The 23,426-nt window shown below is 57.7% G+C and carries 19 protein-coding genes; 11 read left to right on the forward strand and 8 right to left on the reverse strand.

Features of this window, described 5'->3' with window-relative positions:
- Positions 1 to 1,311: a peptidoglycan-binding protein gene (locus tag E1J53_RS14995; RefSeq protein ID WP_134273566.1), complete on the reverse strand. Its 1,311-nt coding sequence runs from the start codon at positions 1,309 to 1,311 to the stop codon at positions 1 to 3.
- 237 nt (positions 1,312 to 1,548) lie between these two features.
- Between E1J53_RS14995 and E1J53_RS15000 the strand changes: the two genes are divergently transcribed.
- From E1J53_RS15000 to E1J53_RS15015, 4 genes are all read left to right on the forward strand, one after another.
- Entirely contained in the window at positions 1,549 to 2,115 is a 567-nt protein-coding gene (locus E1J53_RS15000; protein WP_216650058.1) for an RNA polymerase sigma factor, read from the forward strand.
- Complete coding sequence (locus tag E1J53_RS15005; protein ID WP_134273567.1) at positions 2,099 to 2,473, forward strand: hypothetical protein; 375 nt, start codon at positions 2,099 to 2,101, stop codon at positions 2,471 to 2,473. The genes E1J53_RS15000 and E1J53_RS15005 overlap by 17 nt, the downstream gene beginning before the upstream one ends.
- 4 nt (positions 2,474 to 2,477) lie before the next feature.
- On the forward strand, positions 2,478 to 2,966 hold the full coding sequence (locus E1J53_RS15010) for a hypothetical protein (RefSeq protein ID WP_134273568.1): 489 nt from the start codon (positions 2,478 to 2,480) through the stop codon (positions 2,964 to 2,966).
- Positions 2,967 to 3,308: 342 nt separating this feature from the next.
- A complete protein-coding gene (locus tag E1J53_RS15015; protein ID WP_134273569.1) occupies positions 3,309 to 4,727 on the forward strand; it encodes a lipopolysaccharide assembly protein LapB in 1,419 nt (472 codons plus the stop codon).
- Between the two features lie 11 nt (positions 4,728 to 4,738).
- On the opposite strand, the gene E1J53_RS15020 is transcribed toward E1J53_RS15015, so the two are convergent.
- Together E1J53_RS15020 and E1J53_RS15025 are read right to left on the reverse strand one after the other, a co-directional pair.
- The gene (locus tag E1J53_RS15020; protein WP_173021506.1) at positions 4,739 to 5,293 is read right to left on the reverse strand and encodes a TrmH family RNA methyltransferase; all 555 of its coding nucleotides are present in this window, start codon (positions 5,291 to 5,293) and stop codon (positions 4,739 to 4,741) included.
- Positions 5,268 to 5,720 (reverse strand): FKBP-type peptidyl-prolyl cis-trans isomerase, encoded by a 453-nt coding sequence (locus tag E1J53_RS15025; protein ID WP_134273571.1) that lies wholly within the window; start codon positions 5,718 to 5,720, stop codon positions 5,268 to 5,270. The genes E1J53_RS15020 and E1J53_RS15025 overlap by 26 nt, the downstream gene beginning before the upstream one ends.
- A gap of 396 nt (positions 5,721 to 6,116) precedes the next feature.
- On the opposite strand from E1J53_RS15025, the gene E1J53_RS15030 reads away from it, so the two are divergent.
- The 3 genes from E1J53_RS15030 (at position 6,117) to E1J53_RS15040 (ending at position 9,646) form a co-directional block, all read left to right on the forward strand.
- Positions 6,117 to 6,686 carry an RNA polymerase sigma factor gene (locus tag E1J53_RS15030; RefSeq protein WP_134273572.1) on the forward strand — a complete coding sequence of 190 codons (570 nt, stop codon included), beginning with the start codon at positions 6,117 to 6,119 and terminating at the stop codon, positions 6,684 to 6,686.
- The gene (locus tag E1J53_RS15035) at positions 6,683 to 8,215 is read left to right on the forward strand and encodes a hypothetical protein (protein ID WP_134273573.1); all 1,533 of its coding nucleotides are present in this window, start codon (positions 6,683 to 6,685) and stop codon (positions 8,213 to 8,215) included. Before E1J53_RS15030 ends, E1J53_RS15035 begins: the two co-directional genes overlap by 4 nt.
- Before the next feature lie 69 nt (positions 8,216 to 8,284).
- Entirely contained in the window at positions 8,285 to 9,646 is a 1,362-nt protein-coding gene (locus tag E1J53_RS15040; RefSeq protein WP_134273574.1) for an ADP-ribosylglycohydrolase family protein, read from the forward strand.
- Between the two features lie 226 nt (positions 9,647 to 9,872).
- Here the strand turns inward: E1J53_RS15040 and guaB are convergent, their stop codons facing one another.
- The 5 genes from guaB to E1J53_RS15065 form a co-directional block, all read right to left on the reverse strand.
- Positions 9,873 to 11,354, reverse strand: a complete 1,482-nt coding sequence (gene guaB / locus E1J53_RS15045) for an IMP dehydrogenase (RefSeq protein WP_134273575.1) — start codon at positions 11,352 to 11,354, stop codon at positions 9,873 to 9,875.
- A 31-nt stretch (positions 11,355 to 11,385) separates the two neighbouring features.
- The gene (locus tag E1J53_RS15050; protein ID WP_134273576.1) at positions 11,386 to 12,096 is read right to left on the reverse strand and encodes a ComF family protein; all 711 of its coding nucleotides are present in this window, start codon (positions 12,094 to 12,096) and stop codon (positions 11,386 to 11,388) included.
- Positions 12,089 to 12,862 (reverse strand): hypothetical protein, encoded by a 774-nt coding sequence (locus E1J53_RS15055; protein WP_134273577.1) that lies wholly within the window; start codon positions 12,860 to 12,862, stop codon positions 12,089 to 12,091. Before E1J53_RS15055 ends, E1J53_RS15050 begins: the two co-directional genes overlap by 8 nt.
- A gap of 90 nt (positions 12,863 to 12,952) precedes the next feature.
- Positions 12,953 to 14,449 (reverse strand): glucosaminidase domain-containing protein, encoded by a 1,497-nt coding sequence (locus E1J53_RS15060; protein ID WP_134273578.1) that lies wholly within the window; start codon positions 14,447 to 14,449, stop codon positions 12,953 to 12,955.
- Between the two features lie 250 nt (positions 14,450 to 14,699).
- On the reverse strand, positions 14,700 to 19,724 hold the full coding sequence (locus tag E1J53_RS15065) for a gliding motility-associated C-terminal domain-containing protein (RefSeq protein WP_173021507.1): 5,025 nt from the start codon (positions 19,722 to 19,724) through the stop codon (positions 14,700 to 14,702).
- Between the two features lie 242 nt (positions 19,725 to 19,966).
- Between E1J53_RS15065 and E1J53_RS15070 the strand changes: the two genes are divergently transcribed.
- From E1J53_RS15070 to rnc, 4 genes are all read left to right on the forward strand, one after another.
- The gene (locus tag E1J53_RS15070) at positions 19,967 to 20,539 is read left to right on the forward strand and encodes a hypothetical protein (RefSeq protein ID WP_134273580.1); all 573 of its coding nucleotides are present in this window, start codon (positions 19,967 to 19,969) and stop codon (positions 20,537 to 20,539) included.
- 194 nt (positions 20,540 to 20,733) lie between these two features.
- Positions 20,734 to 20,973 (forward strand): acyl carrier protein, encoded by a 240-nt coding sequence (locus E1J53_RS15075; protein ID WP_134273581.1) that lies wholly within the window; start codon positions 20,734 to 20,736, stop codon positions 20,971 to 20,973.
- 133 nt (positions 20,974 to 21,106) lie between these two features.
- On the forward strand, positions 21,107 to 22,372 hold the full coding sequence (gene fabF / locus E1J53_RS15080) for a beta-ketoacyl-ACP synthase II (RefSeq protein WP_134273582.1): 1,266 nt from the start codon (positions 21,107 to 21,109) through the stop codon (positions 22,370 to 22,372).
- A gap of 12 nt (positions 22,373 to 22,384) precedes the next feature.
- A complete protein-coding gene (gene rnc / locus E1J53_RS15085; protein WP_368671760.1) occupies positions 22,385 to 23,134 on the forward strand; it encodes a ribonuclease III in 750 nt (249 codons plus the stop codon).
- The last annotated feature ends 292 nt before the right edge of the window (positions 23,135 to 23,426 follow it).

Below are 23,426 nucleotides of genomic sequence, written 5' to 3' on the forward strand. Positions count from 1 at the left end.
CTACAGGAAGCGATCAAGCGGCCCCCCAACGAGGCTCTGGAGCATCGCCGTGGCCAGGTCCCGGGATTCAATCATCGGGAGTCCCTTATCCATGTAATGGTCCTCTAGCCGAACCTGCGACTGGTGATAACTCAGGCGGAAGGCCGTAATGATTTTGGCGTGTAAAGGATCTTCGGCGGCCCAGGCGTCCAGGTTGGTCCAGAGGGTAGAAGCCCAGGTCCGTACGCGGCTGGAGGCCGCGGGCGAGAGGGCACGCTGGGCGTTGAAAATCTGATTGCGCTGCAGGCTGAGCTGACTTTCCCGGTCCGCATTGGTCATGCCGGCGGCAAGGTCGTCCACGACCGCCATCAGGACCTGAATTTCCGGCCATTCCGGCTGGTTGGCGGCGGGGTTCTTGCTCAGGGTCTGTAGACGGTACTTGCGGATTTCGGGCATCTCTTCCCAGGCACTGCGGTAGGCCGCCGTGGTTCCGGGACCGTAGTACCCGTCGATGCTCCCTTCGTAGTAGCCCCTTTCCTTGAGGACCCGTTGTACTTCGGCCGAACTGCTTCTTTTCGTCTTGCCGTCAATGGCCGGCAGGCCCGGAGCCTCGGCCGGAGCGGGGATCGCAGAGAGGCTCGCCGTATTGGCGGCGGGTTCCGGCGTACGTGCCGTCAGGTCGCCACCGTAGGTAGTGGGAGCGGCCACTTCTCCGTAAACGGCGGGCTGGGGAGAAGGCGTGGCGGTGGTGGCCGGTGCATCGTTCAGCTCAAAGGGGATCAGTGGCTTTTTGATGCCCGTTTCGAAGGTGTTGATGGGAATCAGCCGGATGTTGTTTACGCGCTTGATGAAGGCGTCCTGGAAGCCGTTGCTGCGAATGGTGGGCAGGGCATCGGCAGCGGACTTGCTGTCCGGGTACAAACCGGTCAGCACGCGGGTAACGCCGTCTACGGCTTCGACGAAAAGCGGGCCCACGGCCTCGTACTTTGACCACTCAACGATTTGGTTGTTGCCAATCAGGGCAATCTGGATGCCCGTCACTTCCTGCCCCTGGGCGGTGGGCAGGGCCAACGCCTGGGCGTTGCGGAACCCCCGGTTGATCAGATCTCTGGCCACGTTGATGGCCCTGGCCTGGTTGCTGAAATTACCGAGGTAAACGTCTACCGTTTGGTTTTCCCTGGGGGCTCCGTACACGAAACCCAGGGGAGTCAATTCGGCAAAATCAGCGGCCTTAACGTCGCGAAAGGTGCCTACCTGTACGGTGAATAAATCCTGGGCGGAAACGAAGCTGAAGGTTGAGAGACAAAGAAGTAGGAAGAGCAGTCTACGCATAAATATGAGTATTGGCGTTATGTGTCTGGTGTATTGGTGTATCCGGGCCCGGGGGCATGGTTTTTCACTGGCCAGGATGGGAAAGATAACGGTCTGGAACAGATAAATGGTATTGGGGCGTTAAACCATCCGGCAAAAGAGGTGTCAAATGATTGTTCGTATGATTTGGGGTAGTTTAGTCCACCCGTTTTCTGGAAACCTATCATAATCCTTATTACCCACCATAAATCAACCATTTTGCAGATTGCCCTGGACGAAAAACAGTTGGTGGCTGGTTTGAGCGACGCCCGGAGCCGGGAAGGGGCCTTTCGGACCCTGGTCAATGAATATGGCCCCCTGCTCCATCGCCACCTGCTGCGCATGCTGTCGTCTCCGGCGGACGTTGACGACGTCCTGCAGAATACCTTCGTAAAGGTCTTTCGCAGCATTGATGGTTTTCGCGGAGACGCCAAATTAAGTACCTGGCTCTACCGGGTGGCGACCAACGAAGCCCTCAACTGGCTGCGGTCGAAGAAACGACGGGAAAAGAGCTTTACGAACGAAGAGCCCCAACGGCTGGCCGAAAGTGCGTTGCGCGCCGACCCTTACTTCGACGGGGATGAAGCGCAGGCGCAACTGATCCTGGCCATGAAAACCTTACCGGAAAAACAGCGTATGGTGTTTTCTCTCCGGTATTTTGATGACTTGCCCTACCGGGAGATCAGTGAAATCACCGATACCTCGGAGGGTGCCCTAAAGGCCAGCTACCACCTGGCCGCCAAAAAAATTGAAGAAATATTAAAGGCTTATGTCCAACAACGATAAAGACCAATTACCGGACCTGCTGGCCTCCCTGAAGTCTCGCGGCGACGGGTATCGAACTCCCGGTCCGGAATACTTCGCCGAGCTTGCCGAGCGGAGCATGGCTGCCGGTAAGCAACGGGCGGTGCGAACCAGCCTGTGGCGCTGGTCGGCAGCCGTGGCCGCCGGACTGCTGCTCGTCCTTGGCCTCTGGTTTGCCGGAGGGCCGGCTACGGAGGAAGGAAGTCTTTTGGCCAACGAGATGACGGAAAGCGAATTGCTGCTCGCCGACATCAGTGAGGAGGACATCGACGCCTACATTTCTGAACAGTTATACGATTTTGAAACGGAGCTGCTGGAGTCCGCTCCCCTAAATGAATAGTCCCATGCTAAAGCATCTCATGTTTTTGAGCCTTTTGTGCTTCGGGTTTGTGGCTAGCGCGCAACCCGGTCCGCCTCCACCACCACCAAGGGGGGAAGGAGACCGCTTTGAGCGGATCAAGCAAGCCCGGCAGGCCTTCATCTCGGAGTATTTGGAACTCACGGAGCAGGAAGCGCAGGCCTTCTTTCCCGTTTTCTGGAAATACGAAGAGCAAATGCACCAACTGAAGAAGGCCATTTTTGAGCAGCGTCCCGGTCGTAGAGGCGGACGGAGAGCGGCCGATCCACCGCCCGATTTATCGGAGGAAGAGGCCCAGCGACAACTGCTGGAGGTCAGGGAAAATCGACGAAAGCTGCTGGAACTGAACCTGGACGCGGAAGCGGCCTACCTGGAAATCCTGCCCGCCGCCAAGTTGATTCAACTCGAAGAAGCCGAAAAACTCTTTCGCAAGCGACTTTGGGAGCGCGCCAAACGGGCCCGACAGCGAAATTAATGCATCGGCGAAACGGAAGGTTCGAGCTCGTCGTCTTTAGGGGGCAGTACGTCTCACTGCTACTTTTATGGTTCCCAAAGCGCGGATCTCTGACCTTTATTCGGACGGTATTGCTATGATTCTGGGCGTCGCGCGCGGGTGCCGGCACAAGCCCGTATGAGCCGGGGTCATGAGAATGTCCTGGTGGAATATTTTTTCCTTTCTGGGGATTGGAGAATTTGTCTTTTGGGGCCAAATTATTGTTGGCTTCCCAGGGCAACTTTTTCGGACTTGTAGCGTATTTTTAGCACGAGTCCCAGCCAATGGCCTTAAAACGCTACGCCGGGACCGCGACACCTCTCTATGAGTAAGAAAAGAAACGACCAGCGAGATCGTTTGCTGGAGGCCCTGGTGGCCCGCTACGAAGAAGGAATCGCGAACAAGTTTGACCTGTTCCTTTCCGAAGAAGAATTTGAAGAGCTACTGATCCACTACTTCAATGAGCATGATTACGACCGGACCCTTGAGGTCGCAGACGTAGCCATCAGTCAGCATGCCTTCACCCCCGAGTTCTACAAATGGAAGGCCCTCATCCATAAGATTAATCTTGAACAGGAGGATGCCCTGGGCGCGCTGGAGAAGTTGAGTATTTACGCTCCCAACGACGAAGAGTCCCTGATGCTTCGCCTGGAGGTGCTTACACATTTTGAAGATCGTGAAGGCGCGCGGGACGTCCTCAATCACCTCAACCAGATTGTGGAGGCGGAGGACAAGCTCAGCTTGTTGGCCTTCTTCGATGGCCTCCTCCTGCTTCAGGAGGGGGATATTTCCGAAAGCTGGGAAGCCTTCGGAGAGTCGGTACGACTGGACCCCTACCAGGAACCGGCCTTGGACGAAATGCTGAACGCTTCCGAATTTGGCACCAAGCGTAGTCACCTCGGGGCCCTGCTGGAAGAACTCCTGGAAGAGGACCCCTTCAACGATTTACTTTGGTACTACCTCGGGCTCTGGTGCGATGACGGACAACGGGAAATGGATGCCCTGGACGCCTTCGCCAACGCCCGGTCTCTCAACGTGCAGAACGCCAACTACGATCTGGAATACGCCGACAAGCTTTTCGACCTGGATCGCTACGAAGAGGCCCTGAAGGTCTATCGGGCCTACTTCGCCTCCGAAGAGGCCGAAGACAGCTATGAAACCTACATGCGGGTGGGTAGATCCTATCAGGTACTGGGCCAACTTAAGGAGGCGCGACAAGCCTTTTTCCGGGCCATCGAACTGGAACCGTCGATGTACGACATCTACCAGCACCTGGCGGAATGCTTTGTGGTCGAAGAAAAGTGGGGGATGGCCGCCTACAATTATGGGCGGGCCGTGGAACAGCACGGACATACCGCCGACTGCTGGTTGGGCCTGGCGCTGTGTAATGCCGCCATCAATGAACCCGAAGAAGCCGAGCCGGCCTTTTTGAAGGCCCTGGAACTCGATGATCGCTTCAGCGATGCCATCGTTTCCTACGCACTCTTCCTTATTGATCAGGGGCGGGAGCTGGACGCCATGGACCTGTTGCGGGAAGCCCTGGAACGTTACAACGACGCCAGCCTCATGTTCGGTGCCGTGGCCATTCACCTCCTGTGCAATAAGCGCCGGTTGGCCCTCGAGTTTCTCAACGAAGCGCTGTCTACCTACTACAAAGATCATGACCTCCTGCTGGAATGGTATCCGGCCCTCCGCGACGATGAAGAGGTGCAGGCGCTGCTGTACCTGCACCGGCCCCAGTAACGAAAAGGAGATTAAGCCAACTGCCGCAGCAGCTCGTATACCGCAATGCCGGTGGCTACGCTGACGTTCATGGAAGTATTCTGGCCGAACATGGGCAGGTGAATGCTGTCGTGACACAGGGCCAGTAAGTCCGGGGCTACCCCCTGGCTTTCGGCCCCGGTGACGAGCACCAGGTCCCGCTGATCTTCGCGAACCGCAGCGGGTAGGGAGTACTCAAAAATCGATTGGCTTTGGTCCGTGATTTCCAGTGCTAGTAGGTAATGACCCGCGCCCCGCAGTTCGCGCAGGGCTGCCACGGCGTCGGGGTAATGGCGGTAGGGAACGCTCCGGACCGTAGAACGTGCCGTCTTGTTAATCCGGCTATTCGGGGGTGCCGGCGTATCGCCGGCCAGAATGAGCTGACGGATACCGGCGGCATCACTCAGGCGAAACGCGGCCCCCACGTTTCGCGGGTCCTGCCAATCCGGGCACAGCAGGCGGATGGGAAATTCCCGCCGGGATTGCTTGATCTCGTGATGCGTTAGCTGGCGAATGAGCGTCCTAGTTGATGAAGGAAACGAGTTCAATCTCGAAGATAAGGTCAGAATTCGGGCAAATGGTACCCACCCGGTTATTGCCGTAGGCAATTTCGGAGGGGATAAAGAGCATCACCCGGCCACCTTCTCCCACCAGGGGAATACCGATCTGCCAGCCCTGGATGAGTCGGTTGAGGGTGAATTCTACCGGGTTACCGTTCGTACTCTCGAAGATTATGTCGTTGGTCAGGCGTCCCTCATAGTTAACGGTGACCCTGGCGTCATCTACCGGGCGGCCGGCACTACCGGGCTCCAGAATAATGTACTTCAGCCCCTGCGTTGCTTCCTCAACGGTAAGCTGGTTGTCTTCAATGTAGGTTTCGATGGAGGGGAGTGCCTGATCACAAGGGTCCTCTTCCCCGCAGCCAAAGCTGAAGAGGACCAGGAAAAGGCCGAATAGAAAAAAACGAGTAGCCATTTGATTTTTTTTGGGAGCACAAAAATACACCACCACCTGCACTACAAAAAGCTGACGCCCGACATGCTTTTTGGCCGCCCACTTTTTAACAATTGCGGACCAGGCAGAAACCACCGGGAGCGTGTCAGTTTTTGGCAAGCTTTCCGATTTATTTAAAAATCATCCGGAAATGAGCGAACCACTCCGGCCTTCGATGGTTTCGGTGCTAGAGGGACGACAAAAAACGGTCTGTATTTACCATCCGACTGTGTCCAGTCCCCGATATGTGAGAATTTTAAGATAAGGTGAGTGTATGTAAGAGGTCCGTCGAATTGTCGACGGGCCTTTTTTGCGTTTAGGGGCCAAAATTATCTATCTCCCGGGCAACCCTCCGACCATTCTTGTACCTTAAGGGGGATGACGCAGCCAGAGTACGATGAAAGCTGGCTGGTTGCGGGCTGCCGTAATCAGGACCGAAAGGCGCAACGGGCGCTTTACGAACGCTTTCGCGTACCCCTCTATCGCATGTGTCTACGCTACGCCGCCGACGCCCAGGAAGCGGAGGATTTTCTGCACGACGGTATTCTTAAGGTACTGCAGGACATCGATCAGTTCCGCGGGACCGGAGCCCTGGGGGGATGGGTCCGACGGGTAGTACTTAACGTAGTGCTGCAAAAGCTGAGAAAACGTCCCCGGCTGCTCGGGGAGGAGCACCTGCCCGCCGGGGAGGAATTACCGGACGTTGACATCGGGGAAGAAATGACGTCGCTTTCCGGGCGCCAAATTTTCAATTTCGTGCGGGAGTTGCCCCAGGGCTACCGCACCGTATTCAGCCTTTATTACCTGGAGAACCTCACCCATAAGGAGATAGCCGTCCAGTTGGGCATCACGGAAGGCGCCAGTAAATCCCAATTATCAAAGGCAAAACGCCGACTTCGCTCGGCCATACTTCAACAATTTCCTCATCTACAATCTCTCAGAAAGTGAGCGCAAACTGGAGACAGAACGGTAATTGGCCCAATCGCCTGAAAGATTGGGAACAGCGGGGAGCCGGTCCCTTGCCGGGAGATGACCTGTGGGGAAAAATCGAGGCGGATTTGCCTCCTCCCCGAAAGAAGCGGATCCTGCCGGTATGGTGGTTGCTCCTGTTTGGAGGAATCCTGGGACTAACCCTGATCCTGTGGCCCCGGAAGGGAGAACTGGCCCAGCGGACTGATGAACAACCCGGTCTGGTTGCTCCGCCACCGACGGAGGCTTCGCTTGCTTACGCCCTGCCGGAGGAAACGGAAAAGGCGGAGGAGGTGATTATGGAGGGAGAGCAGGATCGCCTCCGGGAAGCAACGGTAGCAACGCCCCAGTCCACTTCTGAGGAAAAGTTTCCCAACGCCACCACCCACAGAGGTGAGGCAGACCTGGTGCCGTCCGCGAGTTATCCCGCCCCCGAAAGACTAGCGGCCGAAGGGGCGGGCCAGTGGCCCGACCGGAAGCTCCCCAGCAATCCTGATCATTACCTGGCCACCGGGAGGAACCTGGCACCTGCCCTCCGTGGCCCCGAAAAGTTGCCGGAGGTGCCACTTGCAGCCAAACCGGTCCCGCCCGTAGCGACTCCCACCCGCGCTTTCCTTAAGGTTGACGGGATTTCGCCACTACCCATGTACGGAATTGAGAAGCTGGCGGTTTCCCAACCGTCCGTGCCCTCCCGACCCGTCACTCCCGGGAAGTTCACCCCCGTTTCTACGACCGTCCCCGGCACGGTACAACTCAGTGCGGGAATCATCCGGATGAGAACGGAGGTAAAAACGCCTCCGGGAGTCGAACTTTCGCCCGTAGACCGGGGAGAAAGATTTGAGACCGGAAACGGTAGCTTTCTGGCGCTTGGCTGGCAAAAAGGACGGTTTGGGCTTTCCGCCGCATACCGGGAACAACCCCAGAGCAACCAGTATTTTACCCGCCGGCAACTCAACTTTGACCAGAGCCGGGAAGAAAATTCTCCCGATGGACTCCGAACGAGTACCTACGAACTGGAGGCCAAGGACGGCTTTTCGGAGTCGACCCTGGAAATTGAAATCAAGCGCTCTTCTAATACTCATATAAGTGAACAAGATATCCTCCGGGTGGAAGTACGCACGGATCAGGAACTTGACGTGCGTTCGGTGCCTCTGCTGGTTCACTACGAGCAACCTCTCGGGCGCTTGTTCTCCCTCCGTTTGGGGGCGGGATTGAGTTTCAATGAATTACGGCTTGCCCAATCCCGCACCCTGACGCGGGTACAACTCAGTACTGGCCAGATTCTGGCCGGGAATCGCTTGTTGCGGGGGCAATCTGCCTCCCAGAAATTCGATTACTGGGCCTTGCATACCCAGGCGGGCTTCTTTCTCGCTCCCCGGGATTTCCCACTGTCGCTGGGGGTTGGAATTGACCTTTCGCGGAGCCTGGGCGACTGGTGGCCCCAACGCCCCGATGGCCGCTGGTTGGAGACCCGCGGACTCAGCGTGATGGCGGGCTTCCGGTTTTAACGGTCTGGGGGGAGGGGAGTGAGGGGAATCATCCAGCGTTCACTACCTTGGGCTAGTAACTTTCCCCGTATGCGTCGTTTGTCGTTTCAGCACTTCTTTTTCCCCCTGATGGTCCTCCTGGGAGGCTGTGAGTCAGGAGAGGAAGAAGCCCGGCGTCCTTCACAAAATTCCGCCTCCGTGTCTTCCGCCTATTCCGAAGCCGACTACCAGGACTTTCGCCTGGTCGATAGTGTGTTGTACGACAAGATCCTGGGCAGCCTGGTGGGATCGGCCATCGGTGATGCCATGGGAGCGCCGACGGAAATGTGGGACCGGCAGGCGATCAGCGAAGAATACGGTCACGTAGACAGTCTTGATCTGGTGCTGCGGATTCCGAGTCCGGAGGGTCCCTGGGACTTCAACCTGCCTCCCGGTGCGGGTACGGACGATACCCGATGGAAGGCCCTCATGACCCGCTACTTCCTGCGGGAGCACGAAGCACGTAGCCGGATTCGGCCCCTGGAGCCCGCGGCGTCACGATTCGCGGAGTACCTCAACGATCAGTACGCCCGCCGGGTGGACGCCCTGCGGGCCACCGACGGACTGGAACCGGAACCCTTTGAAGACGGCATGCTTCGGCTCACCTGGTTGCAGGAATGGGCGAGGGTCAGTCGGGCCTATGCCAGTAAGGACATTGACGCTTACCGCGACGCCATTTCCCGCTTTTACGGCGGAGAGATGGCCTGTGCCGGTATGCTTTACGCTCCCGTAGTGGGGGCCGTGTATCCGGGCCGCCCGGAGGCGGCCTACCGGGCGGCGTACGACCTGGCCATTTTCGACCTCGGCTACGCCCGCGACATCACCGCGCTGACGGCCGCCATGACGGCCGCCTGCTTCGCACCGGAGGCAGACGTGGACAGCCTGCGGAAAGTAATTCAGGAAGTCGATCCGGCGGGATTTTTCCGTTCCCGCCTCCTCGGCCGGGTGGCTTACCAGCAGTTTCGCCAGGCCCGGACGATCGCGCGTACGGCTCGTCGCTTAACGCACGAGGACCTAAAAGAGATGACCTTCCGGATACCGGACGCCTATCCCTACGACAGCCTCACCTACGCACAAACTTTGGAGGCTTACAAATGGCTGGATAGGGCCAAGCAAGATGCGCCCTTCCATGCCGGGGAAATCCATCTCATCCACCTTACGGCGATGATCTTCTGTGACCTGGATTTTTCGAGGGCACTGGAATTCGTGACCAATTACGGACGGGATAACGACACCGTGGCGGCCGTGACCGGCGCTCAGTTGGGGGCCCTGCACGGCTACGCCTCCCTGCCCAAAGACCAACGGGAACTGGTCTTGCGGGTCAACCGGGAAATACTGGACATCGACCTGGAGAAGCTGGCCGGCGAACTTACCCGGGCGGTCCTGGACCGGCGGGGGGAGGCGACCAAATAAATTTGGCGATAGCGAGAAGTGAAACGGCATCCTTAGGGCAACAAGTGCAGGTGCCGCGGCCTTGGGTAAGGAGCCATGTGGGGGTAATCCCACCGCCAGCCCTTCGGCCCGAAAGGCCGTTCCTGACTGCGGAGCGGGGGGCTGCGGACCGTTCGCAGAACGGGCCAGGGCCCGCGACCCACCGACCGAAGCGTCTGCCAATCAGAGATGCTAAACCCAACAACCGTTACCGGCGCGAGTAATTCGGCGCCTCCTTCGTGATCGTGATGTTGTGCGGGTGGCTTTCCTGCATCCCCGCATTGGTGATCCGTACGAACTGGGCTTTCTGGAGGTCTTCAATGGTACTGGCTCCGCAGTATCCCATACCGGCCCGGAGGCCGCCGAGGTACTGGGTGACCACTTCGGCGAGGCTACCCTTGTAGGGGATTCGTCCTTCGATGCCTTCGGGGACGAGTTTCTTGACGTCGTCTTCCACGTCCTGGAAGTAACGGTCCTTGCTGCCCTTGTTCATGGCGCCCAGCGACCCCATGCCCCGGTAGACCTTAAACTTCCGGCCGTCGTACAGGATGGTTTCTCCGGGACTTTCGTCCACGCCGGCAAAGAGGCTGCCGGCCATGATGGTGGAGGCACCCGCCGCGAGGGCCTTGACGATATCCCCCGAATAGCGAATCCCGCCGTCGCCAATGATCGGTACTCCCGTTCCCTTGAGGGCTTCGGCGGCGTTGTGGATGGCACTCAGTTGGGGGACACCAACGCCGGCGACGATCCGGGTAGTACAAATGGAGCCGGGACCAACGCCGACCTTTACGCCGTCGACGCCCGCGTCAACCAGGGCCTTGGCGGCGGCACCGGTAGCGACGTTTCCTCCAATCACCTGAAGGTCGGGGAAAGTGTCCTTCACCCGGCGCACGGCGTCGAGTACGCCGCGGCTGTGGCCGTGGGCCGTATCCACCGTGATGGCGTCCACGTTAACGTTCACCAGAGCCTGGACCCGTTCAAGCATGTCATTGGTAACCCCGATGGCACCACCGACTACCAGTCGCCCATAGCTGTCTTTACAGGCATTGGGGTAGTTCTTGACCTTCATGATGTCCTTGTAGGTAATCAATCCGGCCAGCTTGCCGTTTTCCTCCACTACGGGAAGTTTCTCAATCTTGTGGGCTTGCAGAATTTCCTTAGCCTGATCAAGATTGGTGCCCACGGGGGCCGTAACGAGGTTTTCCCGCGTCATGATGGAGGCGACCGGCCGACTGAGTTCCTTTTCAAAGCGGAGGTCGCGGTTGGTCAGGATACCGATGAGGTGAAAACGGTCGTCCACGATCGGAATACCCCCAATCCGGTGTCTTTTCATCAGGGACTGAGCGTCTCCTACCGTCGCATCAATGGGCAGCGTCACCGGGTCGACGATCATGCCGGACTCCGAGCGCTTCACCATGCGGACCTGTTCGGCCTGCTCCTCGATGGTCATATTCTTGTGGACAATACCGATGCCTCCCTGGCGCGCAATGGCAATGGCCAGGCGTCCGTCCGTGACGGTATCCATGGCGGCGGAAACAATCGGGGCGTTGAGTCTTAGTCCCCGGGTGAGCTGTGAAGACAGGTCAACTTCGCGGGGCAATACTTCGCTGTAGGCGGGTAATAACAGGACATCATCGAAGGTGAGCCCTTGTTCAGCAAACTTGGAGGGGTAGCTTTGGTTCGTTTCCATGCGCAAAGGTATGAAAGGCAAACCAAATTTTTCAATTTTCCGTGATGGCTAAAGTTCCAACGCTGATCCGGAGAGACGGATGGTGTTCCAAAAGGGCGTTGCCGCAAAAATCCAGCGTGGCCCCCGTCGTCAGGACGTCATCGATCAGGAGCAGGTGCTGGTTAGAGAAGTCTCCGCGGCCGGCCTGGAAGGACGTTCGTACGTTGTCGAGGCGGGCCATCCGGTCCCGCTTGGTTTGGGAGCCGGCGAACTGTCGCCGGAGGAGGGCGTCGGGGTAAACGGGCAGCGAGAGGGCTTCGGCGACGCCCGCAGCAATGATTTCCGCCTGGTTGTAGCCCCGTTGGTGTCGTCTTTTGGCGTGGATGGGTACGGGGACAATACCGCTAAGGTCTTCAAAGCCGGGAGCCTCCCGTAATTTCTGGCCCAGTAATTTGCCGAGCTGCCGGCCGATCTCCGGCCGGTTGTTGTACTTCAGTGCGTGGATCAGTGATTGGCAGACGGTGTCCCGGTTAAAGTAAAGAAGGGCTACTCCCCGCTGGAGGGGCAAGCGGCCCGCCAGGCGGTCCGTTACCGGGTTCTCGGGCAGGGTCCAATAGTCCGTAAAGGCCAGGGATTCGAAGCAGGGGACGCACAACTGAAGTTCCTGCTGTGCGGCCAGGGGCCGCTCGCAAGACAGACACAGGCGGGGAAAGAAGAGCGTACTGATGCCCTCCAGCAGTTGCCGGGCCGTCCGCCTAATCAATGTAGGTCCATTTCCGGAGGAAGCGGAGCCCGACCGATATTTCGATGGTGAAATTCCGAATGGCCCGTTCGCCGATGGTCCGGTTCCCGGCGCCGAAGGGGTCGATGACGTTCTGGATGGGGGGCTGGTTATACTGGAAATTCAGGTCCGGGTGAGCGGAGATTTCCACAAAGCCACCCATGGCATCATTGATGGGAATATTGGCGCCGGCTCCCGCGCTGACGCCGTAGGTGAAGCGGTTGATGAAGCTGTAACTTTCAAAGGGGTAATTGGCCCGGAAGTTCAGACCGAAAGAGCCCTCCAGCTGATCGTATTCGTCCAGGTTGGTGTCCACGTTATAATCCAAGCGTACGCCGAGGAGGTAGTAAAAGTCGGCGATTCGGGAGTAGCCAAAAACCTGCTTGGCCCCGATCCCGAGGGAAATGTTCTGAAAGCGGAAATCATCGGCGGGCAGGGTCACGCCGGCTCCCCCGAAGGTGAATCCCCGGCGCCGGCTGATGCGGCTGCCGCGGATGTGGTAGCCCAGCTGTCCGTAGAAGCTGAACTTCCCCTGAGCCGGAACGGATTCCACGAACAGGGCACCGTGGTAACCCAGCAGGAGTTCGGTTTCCAGTCCCGTCCAGTCCTGGTTGCCCAGGCTGGCGCCTCCCTTAAATCCAAAGAGGTACCCACCCCAGTCAATGCCGTATTCGCCTTCCTGCTGCAGGTTTTGTGCCGATAGGGATAGGGGAAGGACAAACAGTAAAAGCAGTAGGATTCTATGCATAAGTGAATGAGGATAACGAAAGGGGAAGACCCGGGCGCCGCCACGCGGCGCCCGGGTCGCTAAGGTACAAAACCCCTACGGTCCTTTTACCTACTTCACCCGCAATCGCTGCCCCACACTGATGAGATTGGAGGTGAGGTTATTCATGGACTTCAGCTGATCCACCGTCAACTGGTACTTACGACTGATGGCAAACAGGGTCTCCCCGGCCTGCACGGTATGGAGGGTAGCCGCATCGGGCTGGGGCGTTGGCGTGGGGTTGCCCACGTCCGGGCGCGGAGTAACCACCGGTGGCGTCGGGGTGGGCGTCGTGGGAGGATCACCGAAATCGGGACCCGGAGTGACTACGGGCGGCGTTGGCTGCGGATTCGTGCCGGGCTCACCGAAGTCGGGCCCCGGGTTCACCACGGGGGGCGGAGTGGGTTCGTTGTTGGGCGGCGTCGGAGTGGTAGGAATCGGCCGCGTGGGGGGCAGTGGCCGGGGGCGAACCACGCCGGGGCCGTCCTGGGGCGGAGTATCTACGTCAGGCTCGTCGAGGTCGATCAACCCATCGTCCGTGGTGGGAATTTCGGGATTGTTGGGATTCGGAGCATTGGGGTCGGGCGCACTTTCCAGTCGCGGAGCATCCTTTACCTTGCCGCCCCGCAGCTTGATCTTTTCCCCGGTGGCCGGATCGGCCTCTTCCGTGAGCTTGTTACGGGAGGCCAGCTTGTCCAGGCGTAGGCCAAAGCGCTGGGCCACGTCGTAAAGATCTTCTCCTTCCTGAACGGCATAGTACCGTTCACGGCCACGGTAATTTTTCCGCTTTTTCTGCAGGTAAACCCGCTCTCCGGAGGGGACCTCCTGAGATTCCTGATTCAGCGCTTCGTTGTAGTCAAGGATACGGCGGATGCTCAGGTCAACCTTCTGGGCAACCTCCTCTACGCTCAGGGGGGCTTCGCTGATGAAGTAACTTACGTCATTCTCCCGCAGGATTCCCGTCAGCAGTTCCGTTACGGGTTCTTCTACTTCCACCGGATCCACGGCCCCGGGCGCATCGTACTGCTGGAGGTTGTACCGCTCGATGAGGGAGATCAGTAGTTCGGGGTAGCGAGGGTTGGTGGCGTAACCGGCCTGCCGGAGACCCTTGGCCCAGGCGCGGTAGTCGGTGGGGTTCAACCGGAACAAAAAGCCATACCGGAAGGCCTTGGCGGGGTCCCGCAGAAACTCGGAATGGGCCACAAAGCTGGCGTCCGCGTTGCGGTATTCCCGGAAACAACTCTTGATCAGGCGGCCGTTTTCATCGTAGTCATCGTCACGGCGGTAGTATTCACCGCCCTTCCAGTTCGAACCGCACTTGATTCCGAAATGATTGTTGGCCGAACGGGCCAGTACACTGCGGCCGGCGTCACTTTCCAAAATCCCCTGCGCCAACTTGATGCTGGCGGGTACTCCGGTGCGCTCCATCTCCCTGATGGCGATATCCTTGAAGCGGCTGATGTAGCGCTCGTGGTCTTCACTGAAGACGACCTCCAGGGGCATGGCCGCACCGTACAGGAGGCTGCCACAGCAGAACAGAAGTAATCCGATGAACAATTGCTTTGTCATGATTCCGGTTTTTGGGTTGTTCAGGTTGCCAGAGTAACGACAAATATGCACTGATTCGGTTACCGACGGTATCCTTTTTTGATTTTGTTAGCGGCTCCCGGGCCAATTTTAATACTTCTTTGCGGCCAGACGGTGATTGACACCCGGCGGCATGGGAAAAACTTTGCACCTGCACTCCGTTGCCATGATGCAAAAAATAGGTGCTGGCCGGGGCGTGAGCATCCGTTAAGGTAACGACAATTTAGCGGACTTACCGGACCAGCGCGAACTCTCCGGAATACCTTTCGGAGCGGCCGTCGACGTAGTTTACCAGGATGGTATAGACGAACACCGCCGGATTGTAGGGCTCCCCGTCTTCGGACTCCCCGTTCCAGCCCCAGCCGTCTTCCCCCGGGCCCACGGGGCCCTCAAAAACGAAAACCTGGTTGCCCCACCGATCGTAGATGTACAGATCGCTGAAGCCTTCGATGGTCTCCCGCCCGTAAAGACGGAACAAATCGTTCACGCCGTCATTGTTCGGGGAGAAGGCCGTGGGCGCGTAAAAGGACACCTCCCGGTCAACGATGATCCGTACCGAATCCGTGGCCGTACACCCGGCAGCATCCACGGCCGTGACGGTGTAGGTGGTGCTGACGTCCGGAGCAACAATAAAGGAATTTTGGGTCAGCAGTTCGGCCGGTCCGGGAGACAGGAAATAACCCACCGCATTCAAATTGGTAAAGGTGCGGATTTCGACGCTGTCGGCAATATCGATGACGGCATTTCGTGGGGTCAGCTCCAGGATGGAAGGCGGTAACGGCAGGAAATCAAAATCCCGGAACGTCATGCAACCGTTGGCGTCCTGGAACTCCACGGTACTGCGGCCTTCCGGTAGTGTAAGGGTATCCGGTAAGGTCGCCACCGGACGGAATCCGGGGGCTCCCGCCAGGCGGACGAGAAAGGGACCCACCCCTCCGTTCAGGGAATCAATGACCACCCGCGGGGCGGGGTGGAGGCAGTCCGGCGGTATTTCGGTAATCGTGGGGCGGATGGGCTCCGGATCAAATAACTGCACGGTATCCCGGACCTCACATCCCTGGTCGCTGGTCACCAGCACGGAGTAGGTACCCGCCGGAAGGTTCCCCCGGGGGGCGGTGGTAGCCCCGTTCTCCCAGAGGTAGGCGTAGGGCGTACTGCCCCCGGAGGCTACGGCAATGATGGCCCCGTCTTCTCCGTCATTACAACTGATGGCCAGATTTTCGTCGCCGCTCAGAATCATGATGTCTACGGCGAGGTCGGTCGTGGTCACCGTCAACTCCCCCGAGCTGGTCATGGGGCAACTGCCGCCGTCGAGGGCGTTGAGGATGCTGACCCGCGTGCCCGGAGGGAGCAGCCGCTGGATGGTCGTATCTCCGGGATTCAGGTTGATCGGCACTCCCGGGTCCGTGGATAACTCAATGGTGGCAATTTCGGTCCCGGTGTAGGTGAGGTCAATGTTGACTTCTCCGTCAGGACAAATTATCCCGTCTCCCGAAAGGATCACCGTGCCGGTGGGGAGGAACCTGACCGTGACCGAGACGAGACTGTCGCAGCCGGAAACGCCCAGCTCCCCCGTCAGGGTTACGCGATTAATGATGGGCTCATCGAACAGCACTCCTCCCTTGCGGAAAGAGTCTCCTTCGCAAATGGCCGTATCCAGTTGGCCGATTGGCGGGGGGATGACGGTTACATTGACCTCCACGAGGCTGTCACAGCCGTTGGCCGCACCGTTGGGCAGGCGTACGATTCCGTTGGTGCGATCGGGGCCGAAGGTCTGCCCGAAATAACGGAAGGGTGGCCCGGTACATACAGTGGTGTCGAGCTGCCCCATGGGCGGCTCCAGGAAGCTCAGCCTGACGTCGACGATACTGTCACAGCCGTTGGCGGCAATACTCGGAATACGTACCGTACCCGTTCTCCTGCCCTCGCTGAAGACCTGCCCGAAGTACACCAGCCGACCGCCTTCACAAATGGCGGTGTCCAGGGTGCCCGTAGCTTCGGGGAAAAAGTCTAGGCTGACGTCAACGATGCTGTCGCAGCCGTTGGCGGAGGCTCCCGTCAGGCGTACCGTGCCGGTGGGGCGGCCAAGGTTGAAGAGCTGTCCCCCAAATCGTAATTCTCCGTTGAGGCATAAGGTGGTGTCCAGGGCGCCGCGCGCAGGTGCAAAGAAGTCCAGGTTGACGGCAATGATGCTGTCACACCCGTTGCTCGCTCCGTTAGGCAGCACCACCTCGCCCGTCCGTCGGCTGGCGTTAAAGATTTCGCCAAAAAACCGTAGCTGCCCACCCGGACAGATGGTGGTGTCCAGGTTGCCCCGGGCAACGGGGCGCTGGGGGACGTCCAGGGGGACGTTTAATGGCCGGCTACAACCATTTCCATCCGTGATGTCCAGAAGGTTGATGAGGACACCACCGAGGTCCGGATAACCAAAATCTGCGGGGCAAAATTGAATGGCTCCGTCGTCGATAATCTGTACGCTATCCATTACGATCGCTCCACCGTTACGTTGCCGGGTAAAGCGAATCAGGAACGGTGAGGTTCCGGATACGTCCACCTCAAGTTCCGCGCACCCGTCATCGCAGGCGGGAGTGAAGTCGAGCAGCCGTAGCCGGGGGAAGTCCGTAAAGGCGTTGATGATGAAGTTGGCCGTGGCGCGGCAGGCCAGGTCATCGGTGATGATGACCGAATAGGCCCCCGGGTCGAGGTTGGTCACCGTTTGGGTGGTCGGGCCATGGGACCAGTTGTAACGAACCCGACCGACGGCCATGGAGGGGACCGCCGTGGCCGTGCCCAGCGCATTGTCGCAGTCGGGCTGGGTGACGTCCACGCTGACGTCCGTCTGGCATCCCCCCTGGTTGATGATGGAGGAACACACTACCGAGCAGCCGTTGGAATTGGTGACCACCAGGTCGTAATTCCCCGGGGGAAGGTCGGTGAAGGTGGTATCGGCACCGGGACTGAGCGGCACGATACCCAGGTCGCCGGTCAGGACCACGTTGCTGGCCGTCCCGGAGATGACCACCCGGATGCTGCCGTCACGGGCACCCGCAACGGTTTCGGATTCGGCCGAACAACTGATGTCGAGTAGGGGAGCTTCGGCCACCACGATGGTGTCGGTGGCAAAACAACCATTTTCGTCGGTAACGTTGAGCCAGTAGGTCCCCGCCGGAAGGTTGTTGACCACGGCAGCATTGGGAAAGGTGCCGACGGACCAGTCGTAATTGATCAAACCAACTCCCCCCGAGACCTGGGCACTGATCTGGGCGGAACTGTCTCCGTTACAGCGAACCAGTACGGGATTGGTCAGATCCAACAGCAGGGGATCAGGATTGACCAGTTCTACTTCGATGGGGGGCAGGGGGCAACCGGTATCATCGGTAACCGTAATGGAATAACTTCCGGGACCGAGACCGCTCACGAACTGTTGACCGTCGTACTGGTCAAAGTTCCAGTCGATGATCAGGCCATCGTCGGCTCCGGTCACGTTCAGGTCGATGGAGCCGTCAACTTCATCCGTACAGGAAATGAAGTTGATGACTGGATTAACGGCCAGGTCACAAACAAACTCTCCGATAATGGCGGTACAGGTAGCCATGCAGTTGTTCTGGTCGGTCAGCACCAGATTATAGGTGCCGGCCATCAGGTTCCGCAGGGTATCACCGGTCATGACCGCAAGACCGGATGCGCCGGGCAGCGGACTGCCCGTAGGATCAACCGCCGTGTAGGATAACTGATAAGGAGGCGTTCCCCCGTCCATCGTCAGGCCGATTTTCCCGTCGTCGAGAAAGGAAAAGGTTTCGTCCACTCCACCGCAGTCAAATTCCAGGGTGGGTGGTTCGGTCAGGGTGATGGTAGTATCGGCAAAACAGGAGCGATCATCAATAATCTGCAGGCTGTAAATGCCCGGTTCCAGGTTTTCCAGCAGGGTGTCGTTGGTGCCCGTAATGTTGGGGCCACTCCAGGTGGGTACGGGGTTGAAATCACCCGAGACGGTAATCCTGATCCGGCCGTCGTCGGCTTCGGCACAACTGATGTCTTCCTGGTCGAGGATGGCGTACACCAGGTCCGTACAGTCGGGGCCGGGAATGTCAATGATGCAAAAGGCGCGGCAGTCCGGCCGGTCTTCTTCGTAGACGGTGAAGACGTACTGCCCCGGGTCAAAATCTTCTCCCGGGAAGGTGATGCCCTCGTCGCCGAAGGGGCCGACGTTGTCCATCACGCTTGGTCCACCGTAGCTTATAAAGTAGTTGGCCGAGCCACCATTGATGGTGATCACGACGTCCTCGTCGTCGTTGATCGAACAGGTGATGTTGAGCAGGCAGGGTGGGGGAGTAATCACCACCGTACACATATCAACGCACTCGCTGATGTTATCCGTGATGGTGAAGTTGTAGGTCCCTTCCGTCAGGTTGGGGATGACGTTTTCGCCGTCTACTCCGGTGGTCATTCCCGAACTGGTGCCGGTCCACTCAATGGTGTAGTTTCCCGTTCCGGCGGTAATGTCCAGAATGGCCTGGCCGTCGCTTCCTCCGAAGGTGGTTGGGGGCACGGCCCGACAATCGACGGCCACGTTGTCCAGAATCCGAATTTCCCGGAACCAGATGGAGGTACACCCGTAAAAATCTTCGACGATCACCCGGTACACTCCGGGTTCCAGACCCGAGATGTCACGGTTGCTGCTGGTGAAGCCGTTTGGTCCCGTCCAGGTAAAGGTGGCACCGTTACCGTCGGTGTCCACACAGTAGAGTTGATCGGTAGTAAAGTCAAACAGGCTGATGGAACCGGTGGCGTTGTTGCAGCCAATGTCTCTTGGGTCGACGGTAAATTGCGTAATACTGGGGTCCGGACAGCTGGGAAAAAAGGTGTAGGGCTCTTCCACGAAACAGCCGATGACGTTTCCGTCATTGTCCCGGTCGGGGAAACCGTCCAGGTCAAGATCGATGGCTTCCCAGGTTCTTAGGATCCAGTTGCCGGACGGCAGGCAACCCATGGTATTCAGGCTCATACCGATGTCAATCGAAACATCTACCGGGTCGCCGGGGTTACCGGGAATGAAGATGGTGTTTGCTGACCCGGGGACGTTGACGGGAAATACCGAAGTGCCAAAAACGATCTCAAAGTAGTACAGTCCAGTGCTGGAGCCGGTCGTTTGCCAACGCATAAAGGCGCCGTTGGCGGGATCGTTATCGCCGTTCTGGTTATTTTCCCCTTCCGCAAAAACGATGTTGAGCGAGCTGGTAGCGGGATCACAAGGCATAACAAACCCGTCTACCGGGGAAAATTGATTCAATTCCTCCCCCAGCGTAGCTCTTTGTTTAGTTTTTGGGCTTGACTGTGCTGACAAAATACTCGCGGCAACACACAGCGCAAGGCAGGTAAGCAGCGCCTTCATATAGAGATTATAACGCCGATTTTTATCGGCCAAAAATGTATATTACTATCAAAGATACTTAGCGAGGTAAGAAATCCAAGGTATTTTAACTTTTGTAATGTGTGACCATGAGCCGACCAATTAAATTTTTCTTGCTTTTTACTGTGTGCGCAATTTTCTCCGGGGAAGGGTTGTATGCACAGTTGGAGTGGTATGTTTCCGGGCAAAGCAGTACTACGCTTTCGGACATAGTTCCCCAACAATCGGCTTCCGAAGTCTACCGGGAAGGCAGGACTACGGCGCTTTTTACGGAAACTCTGGTGGGAGGCGGTAAAATTGTACCTGCCGTGGGGCTAGGGCTGGAACGCATCAGGTTTGCCCCTCTGGCGGACGGGGATGACCAACCGGAATACTTCCGCTTGGGGGTACCGGTCGGTATGGCTCTTCGCCTGCGCGAAGCGGAAACGAGCTTTAACGTCATTACTACGCTAATGCTTCAGCCATCCTTTACTTTCGGCACGACGGGGATTGACGAAAATTACGGCCCCCGGGACGTTCAGTGGCTGGCCAAAGTTGGCGGCAGGGTGACGCTGGATCCAATATTTTTGGGGGCTAACTTTCAGCCCTCCCTGGGAGATCGCTGGCGGGATGCCCCGTCTGCCTCGGCGTACTGGACATTTTTTGCTGGAATCAGGTGGTAAGGTAAATTGCTGATATTCAATATTTTGCCTGCTCCGGAGCAGAATAATCCTTAGTTGCAGACCACAAAAAGGAACTTAAGGGTGTTGTCCTAGAGAATGGCGGCAGGGTGAAAGCTTGTGGGGTAGAATTTGCGCAAGCAAACCTTTCTAGCTTTCTTTGCGGCCGAAATTGTTCATTAAACGCCAACTATACTATGGCTAGCATTGAAGAAAAAGTGAAACAGATCATTGTCGACAAACTCGGCGTCGACGAAGCAGAGGTCACCGCGGAAGCCAGCTTCCAGAATGACCTGGGTGCCGACAGTCTCGACACCGTCGAACTCATCATGGAGTTCGAAAAGGAATTCGACATTAGCATCCCGGACGAGCAGGCGGAGAATATCCAGACCGTCGGCCAGGCTGTAACTTACCTCGAAAGCAGCGTGGAAGAATAATTGTTCCCGTTCCCTTTCTCTCCGCCGCCCGACGTGCCTGCCCAACAGGCCACGGGCGGCGGTTTTTTTTTGATGTTTCGGTTGCGTATTTTTTGCCAACCAGTTTGAAGTTCATCCAAAAGCCAAATTACCCATGAAACGAGTTGTCGTTACCGGAATCGGTGCTCTTACCGCCATCGGAAACAGCGTTCCCGAATACCTAGCCGGACTGAAGGCTGGCCAAAGCGGTGCTGGCCCCATTACTCAGTTTGATGCGGAAAAATTTAAAACGCAGTTCGCCTGCGAATTGAAGGATTGGGACCCCAATACCCTCCTGGACCGCAAAGTCCATCGCCGGCTGGACCGGTACTGCACGATGGCCCTCTACGCCGCCGAAGAGGCCATGCGGATGGCCGGCATCCACGATGCCGAAGGCAACAAGGTCTTTGAGCTTGATCCCGACCGGGCGGGCACCATCTGGGCCAGCGGTATCGGTGGTCTTTCCACCCTGGAAAAAGAAATTACGGATTTTGTTTCCGGTGACGGAACACCCCGGTACAATCCCTTCATGATTCCCCGGATGATCGCCAACATGGGCGCCGGGCACATCAGCATGCACTTTAATCTGCGGGGCCCCAGCTACGCTACCGTGAGTGCCTGCGCTTCGGGCGGACATGCCCTGGCGGCTGCCGCCGACGATATCCGCCTCGGTCGGGCAGACTTCATGGTCACCGGGGGTTCCGAAGGCGTGATCACCCAGGTGGCCATCGGGGGCTTCAACAACATGAAGGCCCTCAGCACCCGAAACGACGATCCCGCTACGGCTTCCAGGCCTTACGATGCAGAACGGGAAGGATTCGTGCTGGGAGAAGGGGCCGGTGCACTGGTTCTGGAAAGTCTGGAACACGCCCAGGCGCGTGGGGCCACCATCCTTTGTGAAATTGCTGGCTACGCCGCCAGCTCGGATGCACACCACATTTCCGCCCCTCACCCCGAAGGAGCGGGTGCCAAAATGGCCATGGTCAATGCCCTGAAGGACGCCGGCCTCCAACCCGAAGATGTGGACTACATCAATACCCACGGCACCTCCACGCCACTGGGCGACACGGCCGAACTCAAGGCCATCAAGCTGGCCTTCGGGGACGCCGTTTACGATTTGAACATCAGCTCCACCAAGTCCATGACCGGCCACCTTCTCGGGGCCGCTGCCGCCATTGAATCCGTGGCCTGTATTCTGGCCATTCAGCACAACTTCGTACCACCGACGATCAATCACTTTAACGATGATCCGGAGATCGATCCCAAGCTGAATCTGACCTTCAACAAAATGCAGGAACGGGAAGTTAACGTAGCACTGAGTAACACCTTTGGTTTTGGTGGACACAATTCTGCCACTATCTTTAAGGCTTTTAAGAGCTAGTAACGTTCACTGGTGATCAAGGCAATCAGAAGATTTTACAACTACTATTTTTCTCCGGAGAAGGACCTGGTCCGGCGACTGCGGCGTCTGCTGGGGTTTACCCCCGCGTACCTGCGCATCTTCAAGTTGGCCTTTCACCACAAGAGCAACAACGACGGCAATAACAAATCCCCCTACGGCAACCAGAACAATGAGCGCCTTGAATACCTGGGGGATGCCGTTTTGGGTACGATCGTGGCGGAGTACCTGTACAAGAAGTACCCTACCGGCGACGAGGGGTTCCTGACCAAAATGCGGTCCAAGATCGTCAAGCGGAAGAGCCTCAACGAGATTGGTTTCAATATGGGGCTCGACGAGATTTTGTCCACCTACAACAATACTCGCATCGCTAAATCGATGCTGGGAAATGCCGTGGAGGCACTGGTGGGGGCCGTATACGTGGAGCAGGGCTACAAGAAGACCACCAAATTCATCGTGGACCGCATGTTGCGGAACTACGTGGACGTGGAGGGGCTGGAAAACTTTGACGACAACTACAAGAGCCAACTCCTGGAGCACTGCCAGAAGAACGGGCAGAAAGTGGACTACGAAATCCTCAAGCGCTTCAAGCAGGATAAGCGGGATCGCTTCCGCGTAGCGGTAACCGTCAACGGGCGCCGCCTGGCCGTCGGGGAGGACTTCAACAAGAAGAGTGCCGAACAGCTAGCCAGCCGGCGGGCCCTGCAAAGCATGGGCCTCAATCAGGCCAAGGCGAGGGTCTGACTTTTAGGATTCAGGATTAAGGATTCAGGATTAAGGAATTAGGCCGCATGCCCAGTATTGCCGTGTATTCTTCTCCTAAATCCTTAAGCCTAAATCCTCAATCCTCTACTACGGCGGCGAAGCGCAGGTGCAAGGTTGTTAGAATTAAGCACGGAGGTTTCGGTTTCAGGATGTCCTAAAGCCTTGGGCCTTAATCCTCAATCCTGAGTCCACTGCACCTGCGCGCCGTCGCCCTATACTCGGCCGGCGTACTACCGGAACGGTGGATGCACTGAAGCCTTCCACCCCTTGG

Origin of the sequence: Lewinella sp. W8 (assembly GCF_004375085.3) — a bacterium.
Lineage (GTDB): Bacteria > Bacteroidota > Bacteroidia > Chitinophagales > Saprospiraceae > Neolewinella.